The organism is Enterococcus sp. 125944 (assembly GCF_051909435.1).
Classification (GTDB): domain Bacteria; phylum Bacillota; class Bacilli; order Lactobacillales; family Enterococcaceae; genus Enterococcus_D; species Enterococcus_D gallinarum.
Window position 1 is genome coordinate 1 of the sequence record NZ_JBQASY010000011.1, and the last position, 23594, is coordinate 23594.

Annotated in this window: 19 protein-coding genes; 3 read left to right on the forward strand and 16 right to left on the reverse strand. The window is 41.4% G+C overall.

The features are described from left to right. Positions 1–635 precede the first annotated feature (635 nt). From lysS to pth, 12 genes are all read right to left on the reverse strand, one after another. On the reverse strand, positions 636–2129 hold the full coding sequence (lysS, locus tag ACTFWY_RS10555; RefSeq protein ID WP_081131809.1) for a lysine--tRNA ligase: 1494 nt from the start codon (positions 2127–2129) through the stop codon (positions 636–638). 95 nt (positions 2130–2224) lie between these two features. Next, on the reverse strand, positions 2225–3235 hold the full coding sequence (gene dusB / locus ACTFWY_RS10560; protein ID WP_003129136.1) for a tRNA dihydrouridine synthase DusB: 1011 nt from the start codon (positions 3233–3235) through the stop codon (positions 2225–2227). A 3-nt stretch (positions 3236–3238) separates the two neighbouring features. Continuing rightward, a complete protein-coding gene (gene hslO, locus ACTFWY_RS10565; protein ID WP_060815449.1) occupies positions 3239–4120 on the reverse strand; it encodes an Hsp33 family molecular chaperone HslO in 882 nt (293 codons plus the stop codon). A 257-nt stretch (positions 4121–4377) separates the two neighbouring features. Beyond that, positions 4378–6471 carry an ATP-dependent zinc metalloprotease FtsH gene (gene ftsH, locus ACTFWY_RS10570; protein WP_311828338.1) on the reverse strand — a complete coding sequence of 698 codons (2094 nt, stop codon included), beginning with the start codon at positions 6469–6471 and terminating at the stop codon, positions 4378–4380. 73 nt (positions 6472–6544) lie between these two features. Continuing rightward, the gene (gene hpt / locus ACTFWY_RS10575; protein WP_003129132.1) at positions 6545–7090 is read right to left on the reverse strand and encodes a hypoxanthine phosphoribosyltransferase; all 546 of its coding nucleotides are present in this window, start codon (positions 7088–7090) and stop codon (positions 6545–6547) included. A gap of 19 nt (positions 7091–7109) precedes the next feature. Beyond that, entirely contained in the window at positions 7110–8495 is a 1386-nt protein-coding gene (gene tilS / locus ACTFWY_RS10580) for a tRNA lysidine(34) synthetase TilS (protein ID WP_311828339.1), read from the reverse strand. A gap of 217 nt (positions 8496–8712) precedes the next feature. Next, positions 8713–9156: a S1 domain-containing RNA-binding protein gene (locus tag ACTFWY_RS10585; RefSeq protein WP_005472931.1), complete on the reverse strand. Its 444-nt coding sequence runs from the start codon at positions 9154–9156 to the stop codon at positions 8713–8715. Between the two features lie 72 nt (positions 9157–9228). Then, complete coding sequence (locus tag ACTFWY_RS10590) at positions 9229–9672, reverse strand: FtsB family cell division protein (protein WP_003129129.1); 444 nt, start codon at positions 9670–9672, stop codon at positions 9229–9231. Positions 9673–9756: 84 nt separating this feature from the next. Beyond that, positions 9757–10023 carry an RNA-binding S4 domain-containing protein gene (locus ACTFWY_RS10595; protein WP_005472932.1) on the reverse strand — a complete coding sequence of 89 codons (267 nt, stop codon included), beginning with the start codon at positions 10021–10023 and terminating at the stop codon, positions 9757–9759. Beyond that, positions 10010–11614 carry a putative polysaccharide biosynthesis protein gene (locus ACTFWY_RS10600; RefSeq protein ID WP_311828340.1) on the reverse strand — a complete coding sequence of 535 codons (1605 nt, stop codon included), beginning with the start codon at positions 11612–11614 and terminating at the stop codon, positions 10010–10012. Before ACTFWY_RS10600 ends, ACTFWY_RS10595 begins: the two co-directional genes overlap by 14 nt. Positions 11615–11633: 19 nt before the next feature. Then, the gene (gene mfd, locus ACTFWY_RS10605; RefSeq protein ID WP_003129125.1) at positions 11634–15155 is read right to left on the reverse strand and encodes a transcription-repair coupling factor; all 3522 of its coding nucleotides are present in this window, start codon (positions 15153–15155) and stop codon (positions 11634–11636) included. An 11-nt stretch (positions 15156–15166) separates the two neighbouring features. Further along, positions 15167–15727, reverse strand: coding sequence for an aminoacyl-tRNA hydrolase (pth, locus tag ACTFWY_RS10610; protein ID WP_003129124.1), 561 nt, complete (start codon positions 15725–15727; stop codon positions 15167–15169). A gap of 322 nt (positions 15728–16049) precedes the next feature. On the opposite strand from pth, the gene ACTFWY_RS10615 reads away from it, so the two are divergent. Both ACTFWY_RS10615 and ACTFWY_RS10620 read left to right on the forward strand, forming a co-directional pair. Next, entirely contained in the window at positions 16050–17033 is a 984-nt protein-coding gene (locus ACTFWY_RS10615) for an L-lactate dehydrogenase (RefSeq protein ID WP_060815444.1), read from the forward strand. 306 nt (positions 17034–17339) lie between these two features. Next, on the forward strand, positions 17340–18737 hold the full coding sequence (locus ACTFWY_RS10620) for a L,D-transpeptidase family protein (protein WP_113848968.1): 1398 nt from the start codon (positions 17340–17342) through the stop codon (positions 18735–18737). Positions 18738–18783: 46 nt separating this feature from the next. Here ACTFWY_RS10620 and ACTFWY_RS10625 read toward each other — a convergent pair whose 3' ends face one another. Further along, the gene (locus ACTFWY_RS10625; protein ID WP_003129120.1) at positions 18784–19494 is read right to left on the reverse strand and encodes a YoaK family protein; all 711 of its coding nucleotides are present in this window, start codon (positions 19492–19494) and stop codon (positions 18784–18786) included. Positions 19495–19574: 80 nt separating this feature from the next. Then, positions 19575–20084, reverse strand: a complete 510-nt coding sequence (locus tag ACTFWY_RS10630; RefSeq protein ID WP_003129119.1) for a VanZ family protein — start codon at positions 20082–20084, stop codon at positions 19575–19577. Positions 20085–20197: 113 nt separating this feature from the next. On the opposite strand from ACTFWY_RS10630, the gene ACTFWY_RS10635 reads away from it, so the two are divergent. Further along, on the forward strand, positions 20198–22003 hold the full coding sequence (locus ACTFWY_RS10635) for a M3 family oligoendopeptidase (RefSeq protein ID WP_409535935.1): 1806 nt from the start codon (positions 20198–20200) through the stop codon (positions 22001–22003). 42 nt (positions 22004–22045) lie between these two features. Here ACTFWY_RS10635 and ACTFWY_RS10640 read toward each other — a convergent pair whose 3' ends face one another. After that, positions 22046–22513: a TspO/MBR family protein gene (locus ACTFWY_RS10640; RefSeq protein ID WP_060815440.1), complete on the reverse strand. Its 468-nt coding sequence runs from the start codon at positions 22511–22513 to the stop codon at positions 22046–22048. Between the two features lie 165 nt (positions 22514–22678). Beyond that, positions 22679–23515 carry a glycosyltransferase family 8 protein gene (locus ACTFWY_RS10645; protein WP_113848969.1) on the reverse strand — a complete coding sequence of 279 codons (837 nt, stop codon included), beginning with the start codon at positions 23513–23515 and terminating at the stop codon, positions 22679–22681. Positions 23516–23594 lie beyond the last annotated feature (79 nt).

Here is a 23594-nt window from a genome sequence, read left to right on the forward strand (position 1 = left end):
AAAATTAACTTTGCTAGCTATTGCTTGCATGTATTTTGCTTCATAAATGAAGCGCCCTACACATTGGTTCGTTTGCTTGCTTTGTTCAGTTTTCAAAGGTCTACTGCGCTGCGTTAGCAACTTTTAAATCATATCAGATCAACAAGTGAATGTCAACTCTTTTTTAAAAGTTTTTTTCAAAAGTGTTTATTCAACAACTTCCTGTGCGTCATCAGCGACTCCATTAGAATAACAAATGAATTGTTATTTGTCAACAACTTTTTCAATCTTTTTTGTTGCTGCATCAGCATCAAATTGATTTCTTAAATTTGCGACTTCGTTATAATATCATCTGTTGGTTCTGGCGTCAACAACTTTTTTCATTTTCTTTTAGAAATGATTTTTGTCATTTGGCACATGTAATAATATACCAACTAAATGCTGTCAGGTCAATAACTTTCTCTCTTATTTTCGTAATTTCTCAAAGGCGTTCATTCTTACAATCCAATGAATTCATCGTTCGTTTTTAATTCGTTTTCGTTCCATTTAGCAGTGAGTTTCTCCCTTGTTTTTTTCTTGTTAGTCATTTTGGAGGGAACTACTGGTAAAAAAAGAAACACACAAGTAAACACCCGTGTGTCTCTCTTTATGAATTATCAACGCATTGTTGGGAATAACAGCACATCGCGAATCGATTGTGCATCTGTCAACAGCATGACTAGACGATCGATCCCGATCCCTAAACCACCGGTTGGCGGCATGCCGTATTCTAGCGCTTCAAGGAAGTCTTCATCGACTCCATGAGCTTCATCGTTTCCTTCTTGTCGTTCTTTTTCTTGTGCTTCAAACCGTTGTCTTTGATCAATTGGATCATTTAATTCGGTAAAAGCATTAGCAAACTCCCGGCCTACGATAAATAGTTCAAAACGATCTGTAAATCGAGGGTCCTCTGGATTCTTCTTCGCTAGAGGTGAGACTTCTACCGGATGTCCATAAACAAAGGTCGGTTGCTGTAAGGTTTCTTCAACAAACGTTTCAAAGAATTCATTGATAACATGTCCTACTGTCATCGTTGGAGTGACTTCCACTTGGTGTTCTTTTGCTAAAGCATGTGCTTCTTCGATTGTCATCTCTTTCCAAAAATCGACACCCGTTTGTTGTTTGATAGCATCGACCATATGCACACGGGCAAAATCACTCGCCAAGTCGACTTCTTGTCCATCATAAGTAATCACAGCAGAATCTAAAACTTTCTCTGCTGCATTGCGGATAATTCCCTCAGTTAGATCCATAACATCTTTGAAATCTGTATAGGCTGTATAAGCTTCTAACATAGTAAATTCTGGATTATGGGTAGTATCAATCCCCTCATTACGGAAGACCCGGCCGATTTCGTAGACTTTCTCCATACCACCTACGATCAATCGTTTCAAGTGCAACTCAAGCGCGATTCGCAAGTATAGATCAATATCTAACGCATTGTGATGAGTGATAAATGGACGAGCTGCTGCCCCACCCGCTTGATTATGCAAAACAGGCGTTTCCACTTCAATGTAGCCATGACCATCCAAATAGCGACGAATCTCACTGATGATCTGGCTGCGTTTCATGAATCGGTCAAAGCTATCTTTATTACTGATCAAATCCAGATAACGTTGACGGTAACGTTGCTCGATGTTGGTCAGACCATGGTATTTATCCGGAAGTGGGCGTAACGCTTTAGACAAAATAACGATTTCTTTTGCTTTGATCGTTACTTCCCCCGTATCAGTTTTCATGATCTCCCCTGAGACACCAAAGAAATCACCTAAGTCAGCATGCTTAAATCCTTCATATGGTTCGTCACCTACTTGATCTTTGCGGACATAAATTTGAATCTGACCATCCCGATCTTGCAAATGTGCAAAGCCAGCTTTCCCTTTACCACGTTTCGTCACCATTCGTCCAGCAACACTTGCAGAAAGATTCATCTCTGTTAACTCTTCTTTTGTTCGTTGATCAAATAACTCATGCAACTCGGCAGAATTATGCGTACGTTCAAAGCGCTTGCCAAAGGGATCAATGCCTTCTTCCCGTAATTTTTCCATCTTTTCACGGCGAACCAACATTTGATCATTTAATTCTTCTTGTTTTTGTCGTTCCTCTGTCACGAGTTTTCCTCCATTCTTAACTTGGGTTTCCTTCTCATAATGCCAATGATGCCACAAAAAATCAAGCCGAAGTTCAAGATCGACTTGATTTTACTTTACTCAGGAGTATTTCCGACAGGTTGTTTTTCTGTCTTTTCTACAAATGCATCTAACAGATCAATAATCGCTTGCTTATTCTCTGTCTGGTTGATTGCCGCTTTGACTTTAGCTGCCCGTGAAATGCCTTTTAAGTAGTAGGCAGCATGCTGCCGAAACTCTCGGGAAGCAACAAATTCACCTTTTAAATCAGCAAGCCTTTCCAAATGAAGTTTGGCTGTAGCGATCTTCTCCCGTGGAGTAGGTTCGGCGATCAGCTCTCCCGTTTCAAGATAATGTTTTGTACGATGGATCATCCACGGATTCCCCAATGCTGCTCGTCCGATCATGACAGCATCTGCGCCGACTTCTTCCAGCATTCGTTTGGCATCTTCTGGTGTCCGAACATCTCCGTTCCCCATAAAAGGGATCGAAATTGCTTGCTTCACCTCTCTTAATACCGACCAATTAGCCGCTCCTTCATACATTTGGACCCTCGTGCGGCCATGCATCCCAATCGCCGCTGCACCTGCCGCTTCAGCAGCTTGCGCATTTTGGACAGCGAAAATATGTTCATCATCCCAACCGATCCGCATTTTGACTGTGACCGGTTTATCAATTGCCGTAGCTACTGCATGCACCATTTCGTAGACTTTGTCTGGATCCAATAGCCACTTTGCACCAGCCTCCGCTTTAATGATTTTATTTACCGGACAACCCATATTGATGTCAATAATATCTGCTGCTGTATTTTCTGAGACAAATTGAGCCGCTTCGACCAAAGACTCTTTATTCCCACCAAAAATTTGCAAGCTTAAAGGATGTTCTGTTTCATCTATATAAAGCATTTCTAATGTTTTTTTGTTTCGTAGTTGGATTCCCCGATCACTGATCATTTCACAGACGACTAAGCCTGCGCCAAATTCTTTGACCGTTACGCGAAACGCCGCATTGGTTATTCCTGCCATAGGCGCAACGACAACTCGATTAGGGATTTCGACATTACCGATTTTCCAGCTGTGTATCGCCATCTTCTATGCCTCAGCTTCTTTCTTTAATCCAGCAAGTTCTTGTTCATCGAAATGGTATTTATTACCGCAGAATGAACAAACAGCTTCTGCACCATGATCTTCATCCATCATTTCTTGTATTTCATCCGCGCCTAATGTAATGATCGCTGTCGCAAATTTTTCTTTGCTACAATCACATCGAAATTGAACAGGCATTTTTTCTAACACTTCGACTTTGGTGTCATTCAACAATACCGTCAAAATTTCTTCAGGCGATTTCCCTTCATCCAGCAATGATGACACTCGTGGTAATTCTTGCAGGCGGTTCTCGATTGAATCAATAACCGTTTCATCTGCTCCCGGCATGATCTGCAGTAAGAAACCACCGGCTGTTCGAATAGAATCATCGGTATCAACTAACACACTCAATCCAACGGCCGAAGGGATCTGTTCAGAAACTGCTAAGTAATAAGTGAAGTCTTCTCCCAATTCTCCAGAGACAATAGGTGTTTGTCCAGAAAACGGTTCTTTCAACCCTAAATCTTTGATTACAGTAAAGATTCCTTGATCTCCTACTGCTCCTCGCACATCCAACTTTCCTTGTCCGTTTAGCGGCAAGCTGATATGCGGATTTTTTATGTACCCTTTGACATCTCCACGACCATTGCTATCAATAATGATTGCTCCAGCGGGTCCGTTTCCTTGGATTTTGACCGTTAATTTGTCATCACCCTTTAACGTGCTACCCAAAAGCAGGCTTCCAACCATAGCGCGGCCTAGCGCTGCTGATGCTGTATTCCAAGTATCATGACGTTGTTGTGCTTCACTAACAGTTTTTGTTGCAGACACTGCATAGGCACGAACAAAACCATCATAAGCTAATGCTTTTACTAAGTAATCTTCCATTGTTTATGCTCCTTTATTTCGTTCATTAGTGAATCATACTAGGAACTTGTTTTTTTTTCAACTGAATGCCACCATTTTAGAGAAAAGCCAATGTTTTCTGTCGGTTTATTTCTCGATTTGTTAACAAGAAAGGACTGCGGCACAAGCCGTAAAACAAGCAACTGGTCCGAACCTCATTCGAATCTGTTCTCTTGTTTTGACTTATGACACAGTCCCTAGACTTTACGATAGCTAATCACCTATTGATAATTGAACGACTACTCTTGACCGTCCTCTGTTTTATCTTGAGATGAAGCTTCGTGGTTTTCATTATTGTGACGAAGTTCGTCTACTTGCTGATCAAAATCTTTTTTCTCAGCGGCTTGCTTTTCAGCATCTTTCTCTTCTAAAGCGCGTTTTGCTTCTTCAAAAGTTTGAGCTTTTTCGCTTGGATATTCTGAATTCTCAGTTCCAGCAGGCATTTTGCCTTCTTCAAACAATGACTTGATTGCTTTTGCATCCAATGTTTCATATTCAAGCAGTTTTTCGGCAATCAATTTATGTTGCGCACGATGTTCTTCGATGATCTCATGTGCTTTTTGATGTGCCTCCATCAAGATACGGCGTACTTCCTGATCGATCTCGAAAGCAACTTGTTCTGAGTAAGCTTTGGTTTGACCATAATCACGACCGACGAAGACCTGATGATTGCCTTCATACTGAACTGGACCTAGTTTGTCGCTCATACCATATTCTGTGACCATACTTCTAGCTAAAGCTGTTGCTTGTTCAAAGTCATTGGATGCTCCGGTTGATTGAACGCCGAAAATGATTTCTTCTGCTGTCCGTCCACCAAGCAATCCGACGATTTGTTCAAACATATCTTCTTTCGTCATTAAGAATTGATCTTCTTTAGGTAATGCGATCATGTAACCGCCAGCACGGCCCCGAGGGATGATCGTTACTTTGTGAACGACCCGCGCACGGCTTAAGACTAAACCGACGATCGTATGACCCGCTTCATGGTAAGCAACCATTTCGCGTTCTTTTTTATTGATGACACGATCTTTCTTCGCAGGTCCTGCGATTACCCGATCTTCTGCTTCATCAATATCAGAGGCATCGATTTTCTTTTTATTGCGACGGGCAGCGACTAGCGCAGCTTCATTTAAGACATTCTCTAAATCAGCACCAGCAAAACCAGGTGTTTGTTGTGCTACGACTTTCAAATCCACATCATCCGACAACGGTTTGTTCCGTGCGTGAACTCGTAAAATAGCTTCACGGCCTTTAACATCCGGACGGCCAACAAGAATTTGTCGGTCAAAACGACCTGGACGTAACAAGGCTGGGTCTAACACGTCGGAACGGTTGGTTGCTGCAATAACAATAACTCCTTCATTGCCATCAAATCCATCCATTTCAACTAATAACTGATTCAACGTTTGCTCACGTTCATCATGTCCACCACCCATGCCGGCACCACGTTGGCGCCCAACCGCATCGATTTCATCGATAAAGATGATGGCCGGTGCGTTTTTCTTGGCTGTTTCAAATAGATCCCGGACACGGCTCGCTCCGACCCCGACAAACATTTCCACAAAGTCTGAGCCTGAGATAGAGTAAAACGGAACGCCAGCTTCTCCGGCAACCGCTTTTGCTAGCAATGTTTTCCCTGTCCCTGGAGGTCCTTCTAGCAGCACACCAGCTGGGATTCTCGCACCTAATTCGACAAAGCGTCGTGGATCTTTCAAAAATTCGACCACTTCGACTAATTCTTGTTTCTCTTCTTCAGCACCCGCTACATCAGAGAAACGAACGCGATTGGCTTTTTTGTCGGCCTCTTTCGCTTTGGATTTTCCAAAGTTCATGACACGGCCGCCACCGCCGCCACCGCCGCCTTGCTGGCTCATCATCATATAGAAGAAGAAAATGATGATTACGATTGGCAAGAAACTAATCAGCAACGATAACCAAACACCACTGTTCGATTCTTCTTCGATCGTTGTTTTAACCCCTTGATCCTTCGCTAATGTCGTAACCTCGCTCAATGTCGAGTCATTCGGCAAAATGATCGTTGTAAAACGTGTCGTACTTGCTTGCGTGCTTCCTAGTACGGAAAGCCCATTGTCATTGCTGACGGTTTGTTCGGTATTGTATTCACCGACGATCCGGTAAACACCGTTAGCAGGCTGAACAGTAAACTGTTTGACCTTTCCGTCTTTCAGCTGCTCCGTAAATGTTGAGTACTCGATTGTTGGCGTTTGCTGATTGCCATTTCCAAAAATGAAATAGACGACCATGACCATTGCTAACAAGACAAGTACATAATATAAGGTATTTTTGATCATACCGTTATTTTTCTTATTCATGCGTACCTCCTTGGCTATTTTGTTTTATCAATCCTGACCATTTAATTGTATCACAACTGATTTAGATCAGTCACTAATTTGATTGATAAACGCTTGGTTTTAAGACACCCACATAAGGGAGGTTACGGTATTGTTCCGCGTAATCCAATCCATAGCCGACCACAAATTCGTTCGGTACATCAAAGCCAATATAGTCGGCATCGATTTTCACCACACGTCCTTCTGGTTTGTCTAGCAATGTCACGATTTTAACCGACTTTGCTTTGCGATATTTAAATAGGTCTACTAGATAGGCTAATGTGCGACCGCTATCAATAATATCTTCTACGATCAGCATATCTCGGCCTTCGACATTTGTATCCAAATCTTTCAAAATCTTCACTTCGCCAGAAGAAATTGTCGCGTTTCCATAACTAGAAACATCCATAAAGTCCAATTCCAAATGACAGTCCATTTCTCGGACGATGTCTGCCATAAAAGGAACAGCTCCTTTTAATACGCCAACAACCAATGGATTCTTATCTTTGTAGATTTCCGTCAGTTCTTTACCTAGTTCAGAACAACGATTTTGGATCTCTTCACGAGTAATCAAAATTTTCTCAATATCTTTGTCTAACATAAAGTTCTCCTTCCAACTCTTACTTCCGATATTTATAAAGAAGTATGTAGTGTATTTTATCAGTTTCTTGCTCAATACTCAAATAGGAAAATAGATAAGGCAAAAGTGCCAATACATTCTCTTGAGCGTCTGTCAGGACCCAACTAGCAGCACGCTTTTCATTCGAAATCTTCTCATCGATAAAGAAACGCCTGATTTTTTTCGTAAGACCTGGTTTCAGCTGTAACCGATCCCCTGGTTTTCGCTTCCGCAAAAAAACTGTCGCAGGATATTGTATCGGTAAAATTTGTGAAATCTCTGACCAATCCATGACTTTTTCTGGAACTTGGGCGTCACTTGGAATGTAGCCGATCCATTCATGGTCCGACAAAAAGAAACTTTCACCTTTTTTTAGAACAAAATGCGTCTCATCTACCTGCGTTTGGAGGTGAGAGCCTTTTTTAACAGCAGTGACTTTCAACTGATCATAAACTCGAACAATCTGCCAGTCTTGATTTAAATCGATTATCCACTGACTGGGATTATGTTCTAGCAGATACAGCAACTGCTCTCGTTGTTTAGTATTGTACGAGATTCCTTTATCATGGGAAACTTTCTGTAGCAAACCTTCAAAAAAGTAATAGCGTTCTGCTGCGGTAAACGCAGCCAATTCATCCAAGTTTAAAAAATAGCCTTCAGCTTCCTCATGAAGTATCGTGGCGAGCCAATCTGATTGCTGCTTTTTGATCAATTGGTCAGCATAGATCATCTCTTGAGAAAGCTGCTGAAAATGATCAAGAGCTCTCGGGTTCTCTGCTTTCAGCAGAGGGACCGCTTGATGACGCAGACGATTTCTTTGAAACAGCGTTTGCTGATTCGTTTCATCTTCGAAATAAGCGATCCCTCTCCTTCTTGCATAGTCTCTAATCTCCTCTTTGGCGATCGTTAGGAAGGGACGGATCAAATAACCGTTACCAAAAGGTTGCTTGCGCTTGATTCCCGAAGCGTTTTGCAAGCGTCCCTCTCGGACCATCTTCATCAGCATCGTTTCCATCTGGTCATCTGCATGATGAGCGGTTAATAACCAATCATAACTCTGAAGAGTCATCGTTTCTGCAAAAAAATGATAGCGGAACTCTCTAGCGGCCGCTTCGATGCCATTTTGGGGCGGATCTTGCCAAACTCGTTCATAATATGGAATCCCGCGCGTTTGACAATAGTCCTTCAGAAACGCTGCTTCGTCGTCTGAAGCTTCCCGCAGATTATGATTGACATGAGCCACGCCAAATGTTCCTTGCTGAAACAACTCTTCGATCACATGGAGTAAAACCATTGAATCCACGCCTGTCGAAACAGCAAGCAAACAAGTAGCATCCTCTACCCATCCATCGGCTTTGATTGCATGATAGACTTTTTGCTTAAGCATTCTATCCCTCCGTGTCTCTTGCTTCTATACTTAACTTCAAACTAAAAATGACTGTCTATTGCTAAGAAAGAGAAATATCCGAACTATGCCGATTCCAAAACGCCGTGCTCCACGGCGAAAGCCTACTACATGGTAGGAGTAATCGGATATAGTTCGGATATTTTTTGAAATACTTATCGTTACGTCACAAATTCTTTTGACAACTTGCTCATCCTGTTTAGTTACGTCGACCGCCACGGCCGCCGCGTTTACCTTCCGTATTACGTCGTAATGAAGATAAACGATCATCACTATCTTTTAGAAAAGAACTCATCAATGAATCGAAGTCTTGTTTATTTACGTTCGTCGGTTGATTGCGTGAAAAAGATTTCTTCGGACTTGACCGATTGAATTCTTTTTTAGGAAAATCACGTTTTTCTTCCGGCTTTGCTTCTGCTTTACGGATCGATAGCCCGATTTTTCCATCATTGCCGATTGCCGTCACAACAACGGTTACTTCATCGCCAATAGACAACACGTCATGAATGTCTTTCACAAACCCATTTGATACTTCGCTGATATGTACCAAACCAGTTTTCCCCTCACCAAGATCAATGAACGCACCAAAATTTGTAATACCAGACACTTTGCCCTTTAGTTTCGCTCCAACTTCGATTGACATATAAAAAATGTTCCTCCTAATTTTTACCCATTTAATCATTTCAACTACTGCGATGAGTAGGTATGACCTTGTTTATTCCGAATCACTTGTCTTTGTATCACTAGCATTTGCCTCATCACCGCTTGTTTCTGTTTTTGAATCAGAAGCATCCGGCAAGACAGGGTAGATCTTTTCATTTTTCTTTGAATAAAAGAATCTACTGCGAGCTAATTTTGCAACGTATTCGTCATCTTGCAACAGTGCCACATCTCGCTTAAGTTGTGTCACTTTTTTGTCCGCTGCTTCTTGTTTTGCTACTGTTTCTGCTTTATACTCTTGTAATTTTTGCAGACGCATTTGATCATTGAACATTTGAATACCTACGATTGCAAAAATCACTAGCGCTGCAACAAAAACAGCTACAAGTCGACGTCGACGAAAGACCACTTGTCGTCGTTCTTTTTCGAACTTGGCAAATTGCTCTTTGGCATACTCGGTCTGCAATAGTTCTATTTGTTTGTTTGGCTCTTTATCCATGCTGACCTCGCTCCTGTCACTGTGATTGTTTTTTCCATTATACCAACATCCACAAAAGTTGTCTAACTGAAAATGGGACAAAAATCAAGCATTTTCTGAGATACGTTCTTCTTTGAGGATCTCGTACATTTTAGCTGCATCTTCTTTTTTAGTTGATTCGTGCAATTCTTGTACTTTTATTTCTAATACTTTATTTCCAAACTGAATACGCACCGTATCGCCAACTTTGATATCACTGCTGGATTTTGCCAATTTGCCATTGATTTGGATACGCCCTTTATCTGCTACTTCTTTTGCAACAGATCTACGTTTGATAATCCGGGATATTTTTAAAAATTTATCTAATCTCATTTTTTCCACCTCTTAATTTCAACAATTTTTTTCCAAACGGAACGAGCAGCCATTCTCGAATCGTTAATAATTTAACTTTGAGAGCCATTATAATGAAAACTGTCCCGCCAAAAAAGACCCCTCCAAGGCAAAAAATCAGCGCTTGCAGTCTTTTCGTCACTGGACCTCCACTCAACAGAGTGATCACACCATAATATAAAAACAGTGCGCAAGCCATGATCCCTAAACAAAGCAGGAGTTTTTTGCCATACCCTTGCTCTGTCCAAAAGCTGTTCAATGCTTTTTTCTCAGAAAACACAAAATAGATTAAAGTACCGATCAAACCTAAAAGGGTACTCAAACTTGCACCAGTTGTTCCTAAAAGATAGGTCAAGGGCCACGTCAGCAAACCTTTAAGCAAAAGGCCGCATCCTGCTGCATAAATCCCTACACGGAATTGGTTCCGGCTTTGTTGGATGCTTTGATACGCTTGGATTGCAGCCATCAAAGCGACCGCAAAAACAAATAAGACCAACGCACTGTTGCCGGCACCATCTTTAAAAAGAGCGAAGTTGATATAAGGAAGCAGGATAGCCAAGCCAACTGCAGAAGCACTGGCAATCCCTAAAGTCAACCGCAAGTACATCTTAGCTGATTTTTCAAACAAATGCTGATTTTTGACTGTCAGATATTTCGTCAATGTTGGCAAGAAAGTCGAACTTAGAGCCATCGCTACCACGAGACCTAACTGAACCAATGGCTGTCCTCGGTCATAGATCCCTTTTGCAATGCGGGCACTTTGTTCCGTCAAACCGTTGGCTTCAAGTGAGTTCGTCATCAAAAAGGAATCTGCCAACTGAAACAAAATCAAAAAACCGCTGTAAATAGTCAACAGTCCCCCTTCAATCAAAAAACGGCGACGCAAGGAAGGAGCATGTGCGGTAGGCATAGTTTTTGTGGGGATCGCTAACGACCGACCGGTGATTTTCCGACTATAATAGCTTAAAATCCCCCACGCTGCAAGTCCGCCAATCAATGCGCCGGACATTGCCAAAGTCCCAGTCTGATAAACATCCCATGAGAAGAGATGAAAAAAACTGGCCGCTACTAAAATCACTCCGACTCGAAGGAGCTGTTCTACTACTTGGGAAACTGCCGTCGGTACCATCTGTAAATTTCCTTGGAAACTCCCACGATAAAAAGTCAGGGGTGGTACAAAGAGGAATGTAAATGATACCACGCGGATCAAAGATGCCAGTCCTGCGTCTCCCATGACCCGAGCGATAACATCGGCAAAGAAAAACGTCGTTGCCCATAGTCCAATCGCTGTCCAAAAAACATACGGATAGATGACTTGGATCTGGGCACGCTGCTTCTGAGGATCAGGTTGTTCGGCGATCACGCGCGAAATAAATTGCGGCAACCCAGATAAAGCCAATGTCATAGCTAATCCATAGATTGGATAGACTTGCTGATAGACGTAAAACCCTTCGTCACCAACTAAGTTTTGGAAAGGGACGCGGTAAACCGCACTTAACACCTTGGCAATGAAAGAAGCAATCGTTAAAATAAATGCTCCTTCCATCGTCCGTTTTAATTGTGACTTTGGCATCTTCTCCGCCCCTTTATAACTAATTTTCTTGTAACACGTATTTTTGTTCCCGTAGCGCTTTGACAAAATCTTGAATCTCTAACAGCCAAGTGCTTTCTTTCATCACAGCAGGAATCTGAAGTTTGATCGTCATCTGCTCGTGATCGACACCCATCGTCGCTTTAAGCTTGGTCGCTTTCAACGCTTCAAACAGCTGTTCGACAGAATAGTTTTTGGTGCCAACTTTACTTAACGTTAGGATCACTGTTTGCTGCTGTTTACGGATCGTATCTAACAATGCCCGATCCCCATTCATTTTGATTTCTCCGACAGTTAATAGGTGAGCCACTTCGACCGGATATTCTCCAAAGCGATCAAGCAGATCATCCTGCAGCTCATCCACCGCTTCTTGAGAATCCAGTTCACGGATGCGTTTATAAATTTCAATTTTTTGCCGTTCATCTTCTATATAAGAAGTTGGCAGATACGCATCAATGCCAAGGTCGATCTCAACCGTTGTTTTCTCCGCTTGTGTATTTTTCCCTTGTTTACGCGCCACGGATTCTGACAGCATTTGAGAGTACATATCAAACCCAACAGCATCAATAAATCCGTGCTGTTGCGCCCCCAAGAGATTTCCTGCACCTCGAATCGAAAGATCACGCATCGCGATTTTAAATCCGGAACCTAATTCTGTAAAGTCTTTGATTGCCTGGAGCCGCTTTTCACTGACTTCGTTCAAAATTTTTTGCTGTTCGTACATAAAATAAGCATACGCAACACGATTGCTTCGACCGACACGACCTCGCAATTGATAAAGAGTAGACAAGCCCATGTAATCCGCATTTTCTACAAATAATGTATTGGCGTTCGGAATGTCGACCCCAGTTTCGATGATCGTGGTTGTCACCAACACATCGTATTGTCCTTCGATAAAATCAAACAATGTGTTTTCTAGCTGGATTTCTGTCATCTGCCCATGGGCATACCCAATACGCGCATCTGGAACTAACGCTTGGAGCTCTTCGACTTTACGTTCAATCGTATCTACTCGATTATAGAGATAAAAAACTTGTCCTCCCCGTGCCATCTCCCGCAAAATAGCTTCTCGAACTGCACCTGGATTCATTTCCATCACATAAGTTTGAATAGGATAGCGATTTTCCGGTGGCGTTTCAATCACAGAAAGATCCCGCACCCCCAACATGGACATATGCAGTGTCCGGGGAATCGGGGTAGCCGTCAATGTAAGAACATCGACTTGCGAGCGTAATTGTTTCAAGCGCTCTTTGTGTTTGACGCCAAAACGCTGTTCCTCATCGATCACCAATAATCCCAGATCTGCAAACTCTACATCTTTAGACAGCAGGCGATGCGTGCCAACTAAAATATCAATTTGGCCCTTTTTCACTTGCTCGATCGTTTCCGTTTGCTGTTTCTTCGTTCGAAAACGGCTTAACAAACCGACATTGACTGGAAACCCTTCAAAGCGATCCAGCATTGTTTCATAATGCTGTTGTGCTAAAATCGTTGTCGGCACCAGAAAGGCTACTTGCTTACTCTCTTTGATGGCCTTGAAAGCCGCCCGCAATGCCACTTCTGTCTTCCCAAAGCCAACATCTCCGACTAATAAGCGATCCATTGGTTTTTCTTTTTCCATATCACGTTTGATCTCCGCAGTGCTGCGTAATTGATCATCTGTCTCAGAGTAAGGAAAGGCATCTTCAAATTCTTTTTGATAGCCATCATCAGGCTGAAACGCGTAACCTTTCTCCGATTCGCGTTTTGCGTATAAAAGAATGAGATCATCTGCAATGTCCTCGATTTTTGCTGAAACTTTTCGTTTCGTTTTCGCCCACTCACTGCCGCCTAATTTATTGATCTTTGGCGTTTTAGATTCAGAGGCAACATATTTTTGAATCAGATTCAACTGGGTAACTGGAATAAACAGCTTATCATCATTTTGGTAGAGGATGGTCATGTAGTCTTGGTGTACACCATCTACTTCCAGCGTTTCCATACCAATGTATTTACCAATCCCGTGATTCGCATGGACGACATAGTCGCCGGCTTTTAATTCATTGTAACTCTTCAATCGCTCCGCATTGGTCACGTTTTGACGCCGCGTACGTTTCTTGTTGATTTTTTGGAAGATTTCCTTTTCTGTGACAATGACCAACTTATCTTGGGGCATTTCAAACCCGCTTTGCAGTGTTTCTACAACGATTTGCGTTCGACCTGTAAAAAGTCGATCTGCTGTGGTTTGTACTGCGTAAATGGAGTGATCACGAAAATCTTGTTCCAATTTTTTTGCTCGTTCTGAATCACTTACTAAAAAGACAACCGTTTGTTGTTGTTTCTCCCAGCGATCTACTTCAACTTTCAGCAAACCCATTTGGCTGAAAAATTGTTGCATTGGTCGATATTGAAAATTGTGGATCGCTTGAAAACGAAGATTTCCCATCCCCTTTTGAAAAAGCGAGAAGAAACTTGTAGAAAATTGTTCTTTTTGAATCAGCTGCTGGACATCTTGCCCGAAAGATTGCTCAGAAAAAACGCGAAGTTCTGCAATTTTTTGTGTATGCCACTCAGCTTCTTCTCGTTCAATCTCGCGGTTTGTCTCCATAATACGAGCATAATCATCGATCATCAGCAGTGCATCTTTTGAAAAATAATCCAAAATGCTCGTCGGTTGCTGATACAAAAGATCCGCATAATAACGAGCATTCTCGTCAGGTATGCCACTTTGCCAAGCCGATGCTAATTGACCAAAATAATCTTCTAAAAAGTTTTTATCTGTGGTCTCTTTCACTACAGCGAGCCGTTTCTTCAGCAACTCTTGCAGAACTTTTTGTCCATGAGCTAAATCAGCTGGCGAAAACACTAATTCTGTTGTGGGAACAATCGTTACTTCTGACAACGTTTCTACTGAACGCTGTGTTTCCACGTCAAAAGAGCGCATCGAGTCGATCTCCACATCGAAAAGCTCGATCCGCACCGGATATTCAGCTTTCAAAGGATAAATATCCAAAATGCTTCCACGAATACTAAATTCACCAGGTTTGCCAATCATTGATTGCCGCTCATACCCCATCAATACCAATTGCTGCGGCAACTGATCTAAATTGATCTCATCCCCCACATGCCAAGAAAATTGGTAGTTCAGCCAAGTATCTTTAGCAGGCAGATATTTCCGCAATGCAGCGATCGGCATGACGTAAATTCCTTTTTTTCCGGTAGCGACAGCATTCAATGCTGTCACTCGCTCCGCTCGAGCTTCTGGTGAAGCAAACGCCATTTCGGCCGACAACACTTCATCCACCGGAAAGACATACACGTCGTCAATAATATTCCGCAAATCTTCGGCAACTTGATTGGTATAATAAAGATTTGGTGTAACAACAATGACTTGCCGATCAAATTTCTGATAAGCTCCGGCAAAAGCTAATGTTTTTGCGGAACCTGCTAAGCCAGTCAATAGCTGTCGAGATGCGTGATCCGTTAATTGTTGGTGCCAGGCAGCGACTTGCGGCACCTTATTTATTAGTTCAATCAGATCCATACAGGTCCTCCTTAATTAAATCGATTCATTGTGGCAAGAAAATCACCGGTGGTCAAGTAATCGATACTTGCTGCTGCTGCTTTATCCAAGCTTTGCAGAATCATCGGCTGGTCTTCTTTAGCAAAAGGACTTAGAACGTGATCGACCACTGTCCGGCCTGGCTGTGGTCGATCGATCCCTACTTTGATGCGATCAAATACAGATGTACCAAGATGGGAAATCAAGCTTTTCATCCCGTTATGCCCCCCCGCACTGCCTTTTTGCCGCAAACGAATTTTGCCTAACGCTAAATCAAGATCATCATAGATAACCACGATCTCTTCAGGATAAACTCCATAATAAGTCATTAAAGGCCCTACTGCCCGGCCCGATTCATTCATGAAAGTCTGAGGTTTGACCAACATGATTTTTTCACCGTTCATAAAAAATTCAGCAATTTCTGCTTCAAAAGCTGATGATTTAAAAGTAGCTTGGTATTTCTCCGCTAACGCATCGACTACCATAAACCCAACATTGTGTTTTGTTTTTTCGTATTTTTTGCCTGGATTTCCCAGACCTATAATCATTTTCATTTTTTGATCCGCTCCATTTTTTCAAAAAAATTACCACCACAAAATACTGGGCACGACAATTCTGCCCAGTAAAAACGTTCACTACGATTATAACACATAACGGACTGTTACCGTGTCTTTCCTTTGCTCAGAATTTCTCTTTCTTAAAAAAATCATTAGAAACCTTGATTTATCCTAATTCCTACAGGATAACAAAGAAAGCATTTACAAATGAAACAGCAAAAATATCTGTAACATTGTTGAGCAAATCACATGACAAAATCGCTTGAAAGTGTTAGGATGTTACCTAGTAAAACAAATATGCGGAAGGAATGATACACAAATGACTGCTAAGACAAATAAAAAAGATCACCAAAAGATAATCCTTGTTGGAGACGGTGCGGTTGGTTCCAGTTATGCATTTGCGTTAGTCACTCAAAATATTGCTCAAGAAATAGGGATCATTGATATAAATACAGCAAAAACAGAAGGAGATGCTATCGACTTATCTCATGCGTTAGCATTTACCTCACCCAAAAAAATCTATGCTGCCACTTATGCAGATGCACATGACGCCGATGTCGTGGTGATCACAGCTGGTGCGCCACAAAAACCTGGCGAAACTCGCTTGGATCTAGTCCACAAAAACTTAAAAATCAATCGTGAAGTAGTTACACAAATCGTTGATTCAGGATTTAACGGTATCTTCCTTGTCGCTGCAAATCCAGTAGATATTCTTACCTACTCAACATGGAAATTCTCAGGTTTTCCAAAAGAGCGCGTAATCGGTTCAGGAACTTCACTAGATTCTGCTCGTTTCCGTCAAGCATTAGCTGAGTTGATCGATGTTGATGCACGTAATGTCCATGCTTATATTTTAGGAGAACATGGCGATTCAGAATTCCCAGTTTGGTCTCATGCAAATGTTGCCGGATTGCAAATTTATGAATGGGTCAAAAACAACCCCGATATTGATGAAGAAGCAATGGTTAACTTGTTCTTCAGTGTTCGTGATGCAGCTTACACAATCATTGAGAAAAAAGGTGCTACTTTCTATGGTATCGCTGTTGCCTTGGCTCGTATTACTCGTGCCATTTTGGATGATGAAAATGCAGTACTGCCGCTTTCTGTCTTTATGAATGGCGAATACGGCTTAAAAGATATTTATATCGGTGCCCCTGCTATCATTAATGCCCAAGGAATCCAAAAAGTAATTGAAATTCCATTGACGGATGGAGAACAAGATCGAATGACTGCTTCTGCAAAACAATTGAAAGACATTCTAGATGAAGCTTTTGCGAAACTAGATGCGGAAGACAATCAATAAAACGATTGCTATAAGCCACTTACAAGAGTCTGTAACATAAGACCGAACAAGAAAGAGATCCTTTGAATCAAGATGCTTCGTGTACTTTGATCCAAAGAATATTGCGTAAAGCTGCTGTGCTTTTATCACACAGCAGCTTTCGTTGAATCACTTCTTGGTTGCTGTCCTATGAGCAGACTCTTTTTATAATTTAAGAATTCTCTATTTTTTCATGGAACTTTCACTTAATCAATTCGCTTTTCTTGTAGAATATGGTATGATTTAGCCGATCTATCATTTTTAAATCATCATAAAAGGAGCCTTTAAATGACACGATCCAACAAACACACACATACTCAGAGTAAGACGAAAAAGATCGTTCTGATCGCTATCGCTGCCGTTCTAGTCGTGATTGCGGGCGGATACACTTATCGAAGTACATATTATCAAGACCGTTTCTTGCCAAATACCTCGATCGATGATATTGACATCAGCAATAAAACGGTCGCTGAAGCCAATGATTTGTTGCATGACCGTTATAGCAAACAGTCTTTTACAATCAAAGAAGGCAATACGGATTGGAAAACCATCAATTTGGCTCAATTTGGTTTGCAAACGGATTTTACAAAAGAATTGGAAGATTTGAAAGATGAACAAAACCAGTGGACATGGGGAATGGCCTATGTATCTGCTGCAGAAGATAAAAAACTAGGTACCGTTTCTGTTGATCAACAAAAGTTGACAAGTGAAACAGCCACAATCAAAGAGGCTTTGGAAACCTTAAATGAAGGTCGGACCGCTTCTAAAGATGCCACATTGAAAAAAGGAGATGATGGCTTCTCGATTGAACCAGAAGTTGTTGGTGATGCCATTGACGTCGAACAAACTGTCGCGGATTTACAAAAAGCAATTACTAGCGGCGAAAGTGAATTGGATTTGACTGCGTATCAAAAGAAACCTAGCGTTACTTCTGATGACAAAGAACTAGCAAAAGAAATGGAATCATTGAATAAAATTGCTCAAGTAAATGCTAATTATTCCATCAATGGCTCAACTTTCCAGATTCCGACCGCAACAATCATGGATTGGCTCTCTTATAAAGATGGAAAAACCACGATTGATGAAGAAAAAGTACGGAATTATGTAGCAGACCTAGGGAACCAATACAACACAAGCACCAATGCTTCTACGTTCAAAAGCACGAAACAAGGCGAGGTATCCGTACCAGCTGGGACACTAAGTTGGACGATCCAAACTGATTCTGAAACAAGTGCATTGATCGAAGCCTTAAAGACTGGAGAAGACTTTACTCGTTCCCCAGTGGTCTTGGGTAGTGCAGATCCAAGTGGTCCACTGTTTGGAAACACTTATATCGAAGTTGATTTAAAAAATCAACATATGTGGTATTACAAAGACGGTGCAGTCGCTCTTGAAACAGACATCATTTCTGGAAAACCTAAATCACCCACTCCTACAGGTGTATTTTACGTTTGGAACAAAGAGCGGAATGCTACATTGACCGGCGAAGATTATTCTTCTCCTGTTGACTACTGGATGCCTATTGATTGGACCGGCGTTGGGATTCATGATTCAGATTGGCAACCAGAATATGGTGGCGATTTATGGAAGACCCGCGGGTCTCACGGATGTGTCAATACTCCACCAGGTGTGATGAAAGAATTATTTGGTATGGTAGAAGTAGGAACGCCTGTTATCGTTATTTAATCTATATAATCCAAAAAGGACGGAGAATTATTTCTCCGTCCTTTTTTTATACCCGATTCTGGTTTCTGATCGTAATCGTCAGTACAAAAAGTAATATGCCCGATACGACCCAAATCGTTCGGTGAAAAAGAAACATACCTAATAAACTGCTGCTGACTGCCCCGAAGAAAAATCCTCCGATGATCATCGCGATATACTTGATCTTATAATCTACAGTAGCATCTTTTTTGAAGAAACGCTGATAAAGATAATCCGCCATTGAACGCAAATTTCCGGTCGTCATCGTCGTTGCATAGGGCATTCCAGCTAATCTGCGATAAGAAGCATATTGGATGGCTGCAAAAAAAGAAAGTCCAGAATCCACAAAGACATTTGGCAATGTCTGAGCAAAAAATCCTAAAAGAAAAATACCGAGTGCTTCAAAGAAGAGGGCTACATTTTGCCAAACAATTCTACCACCTGTTGGGAAACGATGCTGCAAGCCATTAGTCACTATGATCCCTATCAAAAACAGCAAAATTGGCGGTAAATATCTGGCAGCCTGTCCAAACTCTCCAGATGCCAAATTGATTCCTAACAAAATGACATTTCCTGATTGCATACTGGCAAACACTTCTCCATGAAAGAGATAAGTATATGCGTCTAAGAATCCCCCTGCCATTGCTAAGGCAACTCCTACTGGTAGACTTTCATGCACCACGATATCCGGTTGTCGTCTATTCGGATCATTTATTTTACTGCTGTGATCTGCTTGCATCTTTTCCGCCTCTATCTTTACTTTACTATTTCTAGCTGATTGATTGCATTTTAGTTATGGTTGCTGTTAAAAAACTAATCTTATTTTCTTTTCTTGCCTCGCTTTTGCCAACTAAGAATCCCCCAACTAAGCAAGACAGCTGTCAGTGCTCCAGCTGAATCGAGCATGACATCTTGGAACAAAGGTGTACGGCCACCGGTCAACATTTGATGGTACTCATCCATCCCTGCATACCCTGTTGCTGCCAACCAGCCAAAGAAAGCTGACAGCCAATAGGGAATTTTTCGATAGCTCAATGATAGAAATAAGCTACCTCCTAATACAAAGTAAGTAAAGAAATGAGCCCCTTTACGAATAAAAAATTCCACAAAAGAAAAATAACCTTTTTCGGCAATACTGATTTCAGATCCTGCATAAGAGAAAGCGAATTTGCTCAACCATTCTTTCAATGGCTCTTCTTTTAACAGGCGAGAAAGCAAACCGACTTGTGATTGTTGTTCATAAGTTTGTGACGAACTAATAAATAAAATCACCATCACAGCTACCGCAATCGTGAAATAAAAATTTGGTTCTTTCCACATTTTTTTCATCATCTCAGCTCCTCATTTTCTAATCTTACCATTTTCAGTATTCTCTGCAACTACTTTTCGAAGGGTGTGCTATACTTATTACCATCTGATAAACGAAAGGAGCAACACCCAAGATGACTTATTCTCTCAACTGGGACCTTGATTCGATTTTTTCAGGCGGCAGCACGTCTACCCAACTGCAAGAACGAATGTCCCAACTAGATGCACAAATCAAAACTTATCGCACAAAAGTAGATGCGTGGCAACCCGACAATGCCTCTCAACCAGAGGAATTAGCTGAATTATTATCATTGTCCGAAACAATCAGTAAAGGATTTTCTCAGTGCAGCAGCTTTATCAATGCATTGCTATCTGCCAACGTTAATGACAATCAGGCAAAATTACTTTCGGGCGATCTCTATGCCAAATTGCCAATGCTACAAGCAGCCGAAACAGTTTTTTCGAAAAAATTGACAGAAATTTCTGATGAAGACTGGGAGACACTTTTGAAAGAAGAACCCTTTGCGACTATCGCCTTTCGTTTGAGCGAAATTCGTCGCGACGGCAAGGAGCTTTTGTCGGAAGCAGAAGAAACGATTATTAACACACTTTCTTTAGACGGACTAAATGCTTGGAGTCAGCATTATGATACGATTGTTGCTTCGATTGCGATTCCATTTACCCGGTCGGATGGAACAACGATTACTCTTTCAGCTGGTCAAGCTTTCAACAAAATGATGGGTGACCCAGATCCTGAAGTTCGTGCTCAACTATTTGCGGAGTGGGAAAAAGCTTGGGGAGAAAAAGAAGGTTTATTTGCCGATACATTGAATCATCTGGATGGATTCCGTCTCTCCAATTACAAACTGCACGGTGTAGATGACTATCTGAAGGAGCCTCTCGAGTATAATCGCCTGCAAAAAGCGACATTAGACGCAATGTGGGGAACGATCCAGAAGAACAAACAACCGATCGTGGACTTTTTGACACGAAAAGCCCAATTATTCGGAAAAGAAAAAATGGAGTGGCAGGATCAAGATGCTCCGATCATTTTAGGTGAAATGAAGGAACGTACCTATACATTCGATGAAGCAGCTGCTTTCATTTTAGAAAACTTTAAAAAATTCAGTCCCAAAATGGCTGATTTTGCGCAAGAAGCCTTTGAAAAAAGTTGGATCGAAGCAGAAGATCGTCCTGGCAAACGTCCTGGCGGTTATTGTACAAGTCTGCCTGAAACAAGAGAATCACGTATTTTCATGACTTATAGTAATTCCGTCAATGAGGTAGCCACTTTGGCGCATGAGTTAGGTCATGCTTTCCATAGTAGTGTTCTTTGGGACTTGCCGCAGCTTAATCAGGATTATGCGATGAATGTGGCTGAAACTGCAAGTACCTTTGCCGAACTAATCGTTGCTGATGCAACATTGAAAGAAGCAAAAACAAAAGAAGAAAAAATCAATTTGTTAGATGCCAAAATGCAAAATGCCATTGCCATGTTCATGAATATCCATGCCCGCTTTATTTTTGAAAACAATTTTTACCAAGCACGGCAAAAAGGGCTGGTTTCTGCTGAACAAATCACAGAAATGATGGTGGCTGCACAAAAAGAAAGTTACGCCGATGGATTAGCTAGCTATCACCCACATTTCTGGGCGGCAAAACTACATTTCTTTATTGATGATGTTCCTTTCTATAACTTTCCTTACACATTTGGCTATCTTTTCAGCATGGGAATCTATGCTTATGCCAACCAAAAAGGGACGAGTTTTGAAGAAGAATATATTGCTTTGTTACAAGACACAGCTTCTATGCCGACGGAAGAATTGGCCCAAAAACATTTAGGCGTTGATCTGACAAAACCTGATTTCTGGCAAGCCGGAATCGATCGGGTCTTACAAGATATCGATACCTTCATGGAGTTGACAGAAGAATATTTATAACAAAAAACAAGCGCAGATTTCTGCGCTTGTTTTTTGTTACTATCAACTATTTAATAGTGTTAATCCGATAGTTAAATACCCCGCATAGAGACACCAAATCAGATAAGGTACAAAAAGATAGGTGGCTCTTTTATCGATTCGGGCAAATAAAAACATACAGACGATGACTGTCAAAACCAATAAGACGATAACCACTGTTCCTACCCAATAAAGATTCCAGCCAAAAAAGACAATACTCCACAAAAAGTTCAACACTTGCTGGATACCAAAGAAGATATAGGCTTGTTTCTTAAATGCTGGATTTACTTTCGCAATGATGAGTAAAAACAAAGCTGTCCCCATAAAGGCATATAAAATCGTCCAAACGATACCAATAATCCCTCCTGGAGGTGCCAAAAACGGTTTGTCCATTTGGGCATACGTCGCAGCAATATCACCCGCGAACAAGCTGGAAATGATCCCAGTAATCTCGATTCCTACCACACAAACAAGCCAAAGCAAAAATTTCATTTCTATCGCTCCCTTTCGTTCTCCACTTTTCTTCCGCTACTCGGTTAAATGAATCTAGCAACGGTTTGCTGCTTTTGCTTTAGTTTCTAATATTATGGTATCATTCCTACCTTCATTTCAAAAAAGTAATGCTCGTCTCAAAGAGATCGTTGGTCGATTTCAGCTCTAGTTGTCTAATAACGACCTGCTATACTTGCTTTGTTGTTGGGCAACATATTTATAAAGCGAACCATAACGGCTCTTGTACCCTTTCTTCCAAGGCTTGTCTTTACCACAAAAATGCAGCAATACAGTATGATTGATGACCCAGTCTAAGTCCCAGTGTCCTAGGCTGATCGTTTCATATGTACGGTTTTTTCTTACATCATAATTATATAGTTGGTCTGGAATTCCCAAGATCCGATCCCCATACAGCCCATTTAGAATATCTTGATCCGGTAAAAATAAATTCAATTGATTCTTCTGAATAAATGCCGCAATTTCTTTTTCTTTTACTTCTTGACGTAACTGAGTCAGATTCATCAGCAAAACGCCCGAATTGAAATATCCTTCAGACTCATAATTTTTGAGACGCACTTTATTGATGACTGTCGTAACCTCTGTTAATTTTGAATGGCTTGCTGCCGCATAAAGATGATCTTCAAGCGGTAATTCATATAGCGGCTGCAAATCGTTGATACACAATATGTCTGCGTCTAAATATAAGACCTTATCTAGATCTTTCGGCAAATAATTTTGGGCCAATAACCGGTAATAGATCGACTCTGGATAACGATCACTGACAGGGGCTTGTTTAAAAATAGATCCTGTACCGATAATGACTGGATGGTAGACAATTCCCAGTCCATGACAAAATTGATTCAATTCCTCTGTCTGAGCAAGTTCCTTCTCTTGTAAAACAAATGCATCCAATCGGCTTGCCGATGTGTGCAACCAAATTGAATAGAGGGTTGTTTTTAATTGTTCTACAAACGTATCGTCAATCGCAAACAGCAGGTTCATACTTTTCTTCACTCCTTAAGCAATCATTGAAAACTGCTTGTATCTATCTTCGTACTATTAGTATACCTGATTCTCAGAA

Excerpts from the sequence above, each read along its gene's own strand:
- pth (WP_003129124.1), bottom strand. The coding sequence starts at position 15,727 with ATGAAAATGATTATAGGTCTGGGAAATCCAGGCAAAAAATACGAAAAA.
- hpt (WP_003129132.1), bottom strand. The coding sequence starts at position 7,090 with ATGTTAGACAAAGATATTGAGAAAATTTTGATTACTCGTGAAGAGATC.
- ACTFWY_RS10590 (WP_003129129.1), bottom strand. The coding sequence starts at position 9,672 with ATGGATAAAGAGCCAAACAAACAAATAGAACTATTGCAGACCGAGTAT.
- ACTFWY_RS10625 (WP_003129120.1), bottom strand. The coding sequence starts at position 19,494 with ATGCAAGCAGATCACAGCAGTAAAATAAATGATCCGAATAGACGACAA.
- ACTFWY_RS10630 (WP_003129119.1), bottom strand. The coding sequence starts at position 20,084 with ATGAAAAAAATGTGGAAAGAACCAAATTTTTATTTCACGATTGCGGTA.
- mfd (WP_003129125.1), bottom strand. The coding sequence starts at position 15,155 with ATGGATCTGATTGAACTAATAAATAAGGTGCCGCAAGTCGCTGCCTGG.
- ACTFWY_RS10635 (WP_409535935.1), top strand. The coding sequence starts at position 20,198 with ATGACTTATTCTCTCAACTGGGACCTTGATTCGATTTTTTCAGGCGGC.
- ACTFWY_RS10620 (WP_113848968.1), top strand. The coding sequence starts at position 17,340 with ATGACACGATCCAACAAACACACACATACTCAGAGTAAGACGAAAAAG.
- ftsH (WP_311828338.1), bottom strand. The coding sequence starts at position 6,471 with ATGAATAAGAAAAATAACGGTATGATCAAAAATACCTTATATTATGTA.
- hslO (WP_060815449.1), bottom strand. The coding sequence starts at position 4,120 with ATGGAAGATTACTTAGTAAAAGCATTAGCTTATGATGGTTTTGTTCGT.
- ACTFWY_RS10640 (WP_060815440.1), bottom strand. The coding sequence starts at position 22,513 with ATGAAATTTTTGCTTTGGCTTGTTTGTGTGGTAGGAATCGAGATTACT.
- ACTFWY_RS10600 (WP_311828340.1), bottom strand. The coding sequence starts at position 11,614 with ATGCCAAAGTCACAATTAAAACGGACGATGGAAGGAGCATTTATTTTA.
- ACTFWY_RS10585 (WP_005472931.1), bottom strand. The coding sequence starts at position 9,156 with ATGTCAATCGAAGTTGGAGCGAAACTAAAGGGCAAAGTGTCTGGTATT.
- tilS (WP_311828339.1), bottom strand. The coding sequence starts at position 8,495 with ATGCTTAAGCAAAAAGTCTATCATGCAATCAAAGCCGATGGATGGGTA.
- ACTFWY_RS10645 (WP_113848969.1), bottom strand. The coding sequence starts at position 23,515 with ATGAACCTGCTGTTTGCGATTGACGATACGTTTGTAGAACAATTAAAA.
- ACTFWY_RS10615 (WP_060815444.1), top strand. The coding sequence starts at position 16,050 with ATGACTGCTAAGACAAATAAAAAAGATCACCAAAAGATAATCCTTGTT.
- ACTFWY_RS10595 (WP_005472932.1), bottom strand. The coding sequence starts at position 10,023 with ATGAGATTAGATAAATTTTTAAAAATATCCCGGATTATCAAACGTAGA.
- dusB (WP_003129136.1), bottom strand. The coding sequence starts at position 3,235 with ATGGCGATACACAGCTGGAAAATCGGTAATGTCGAAATCCCTAATCGA.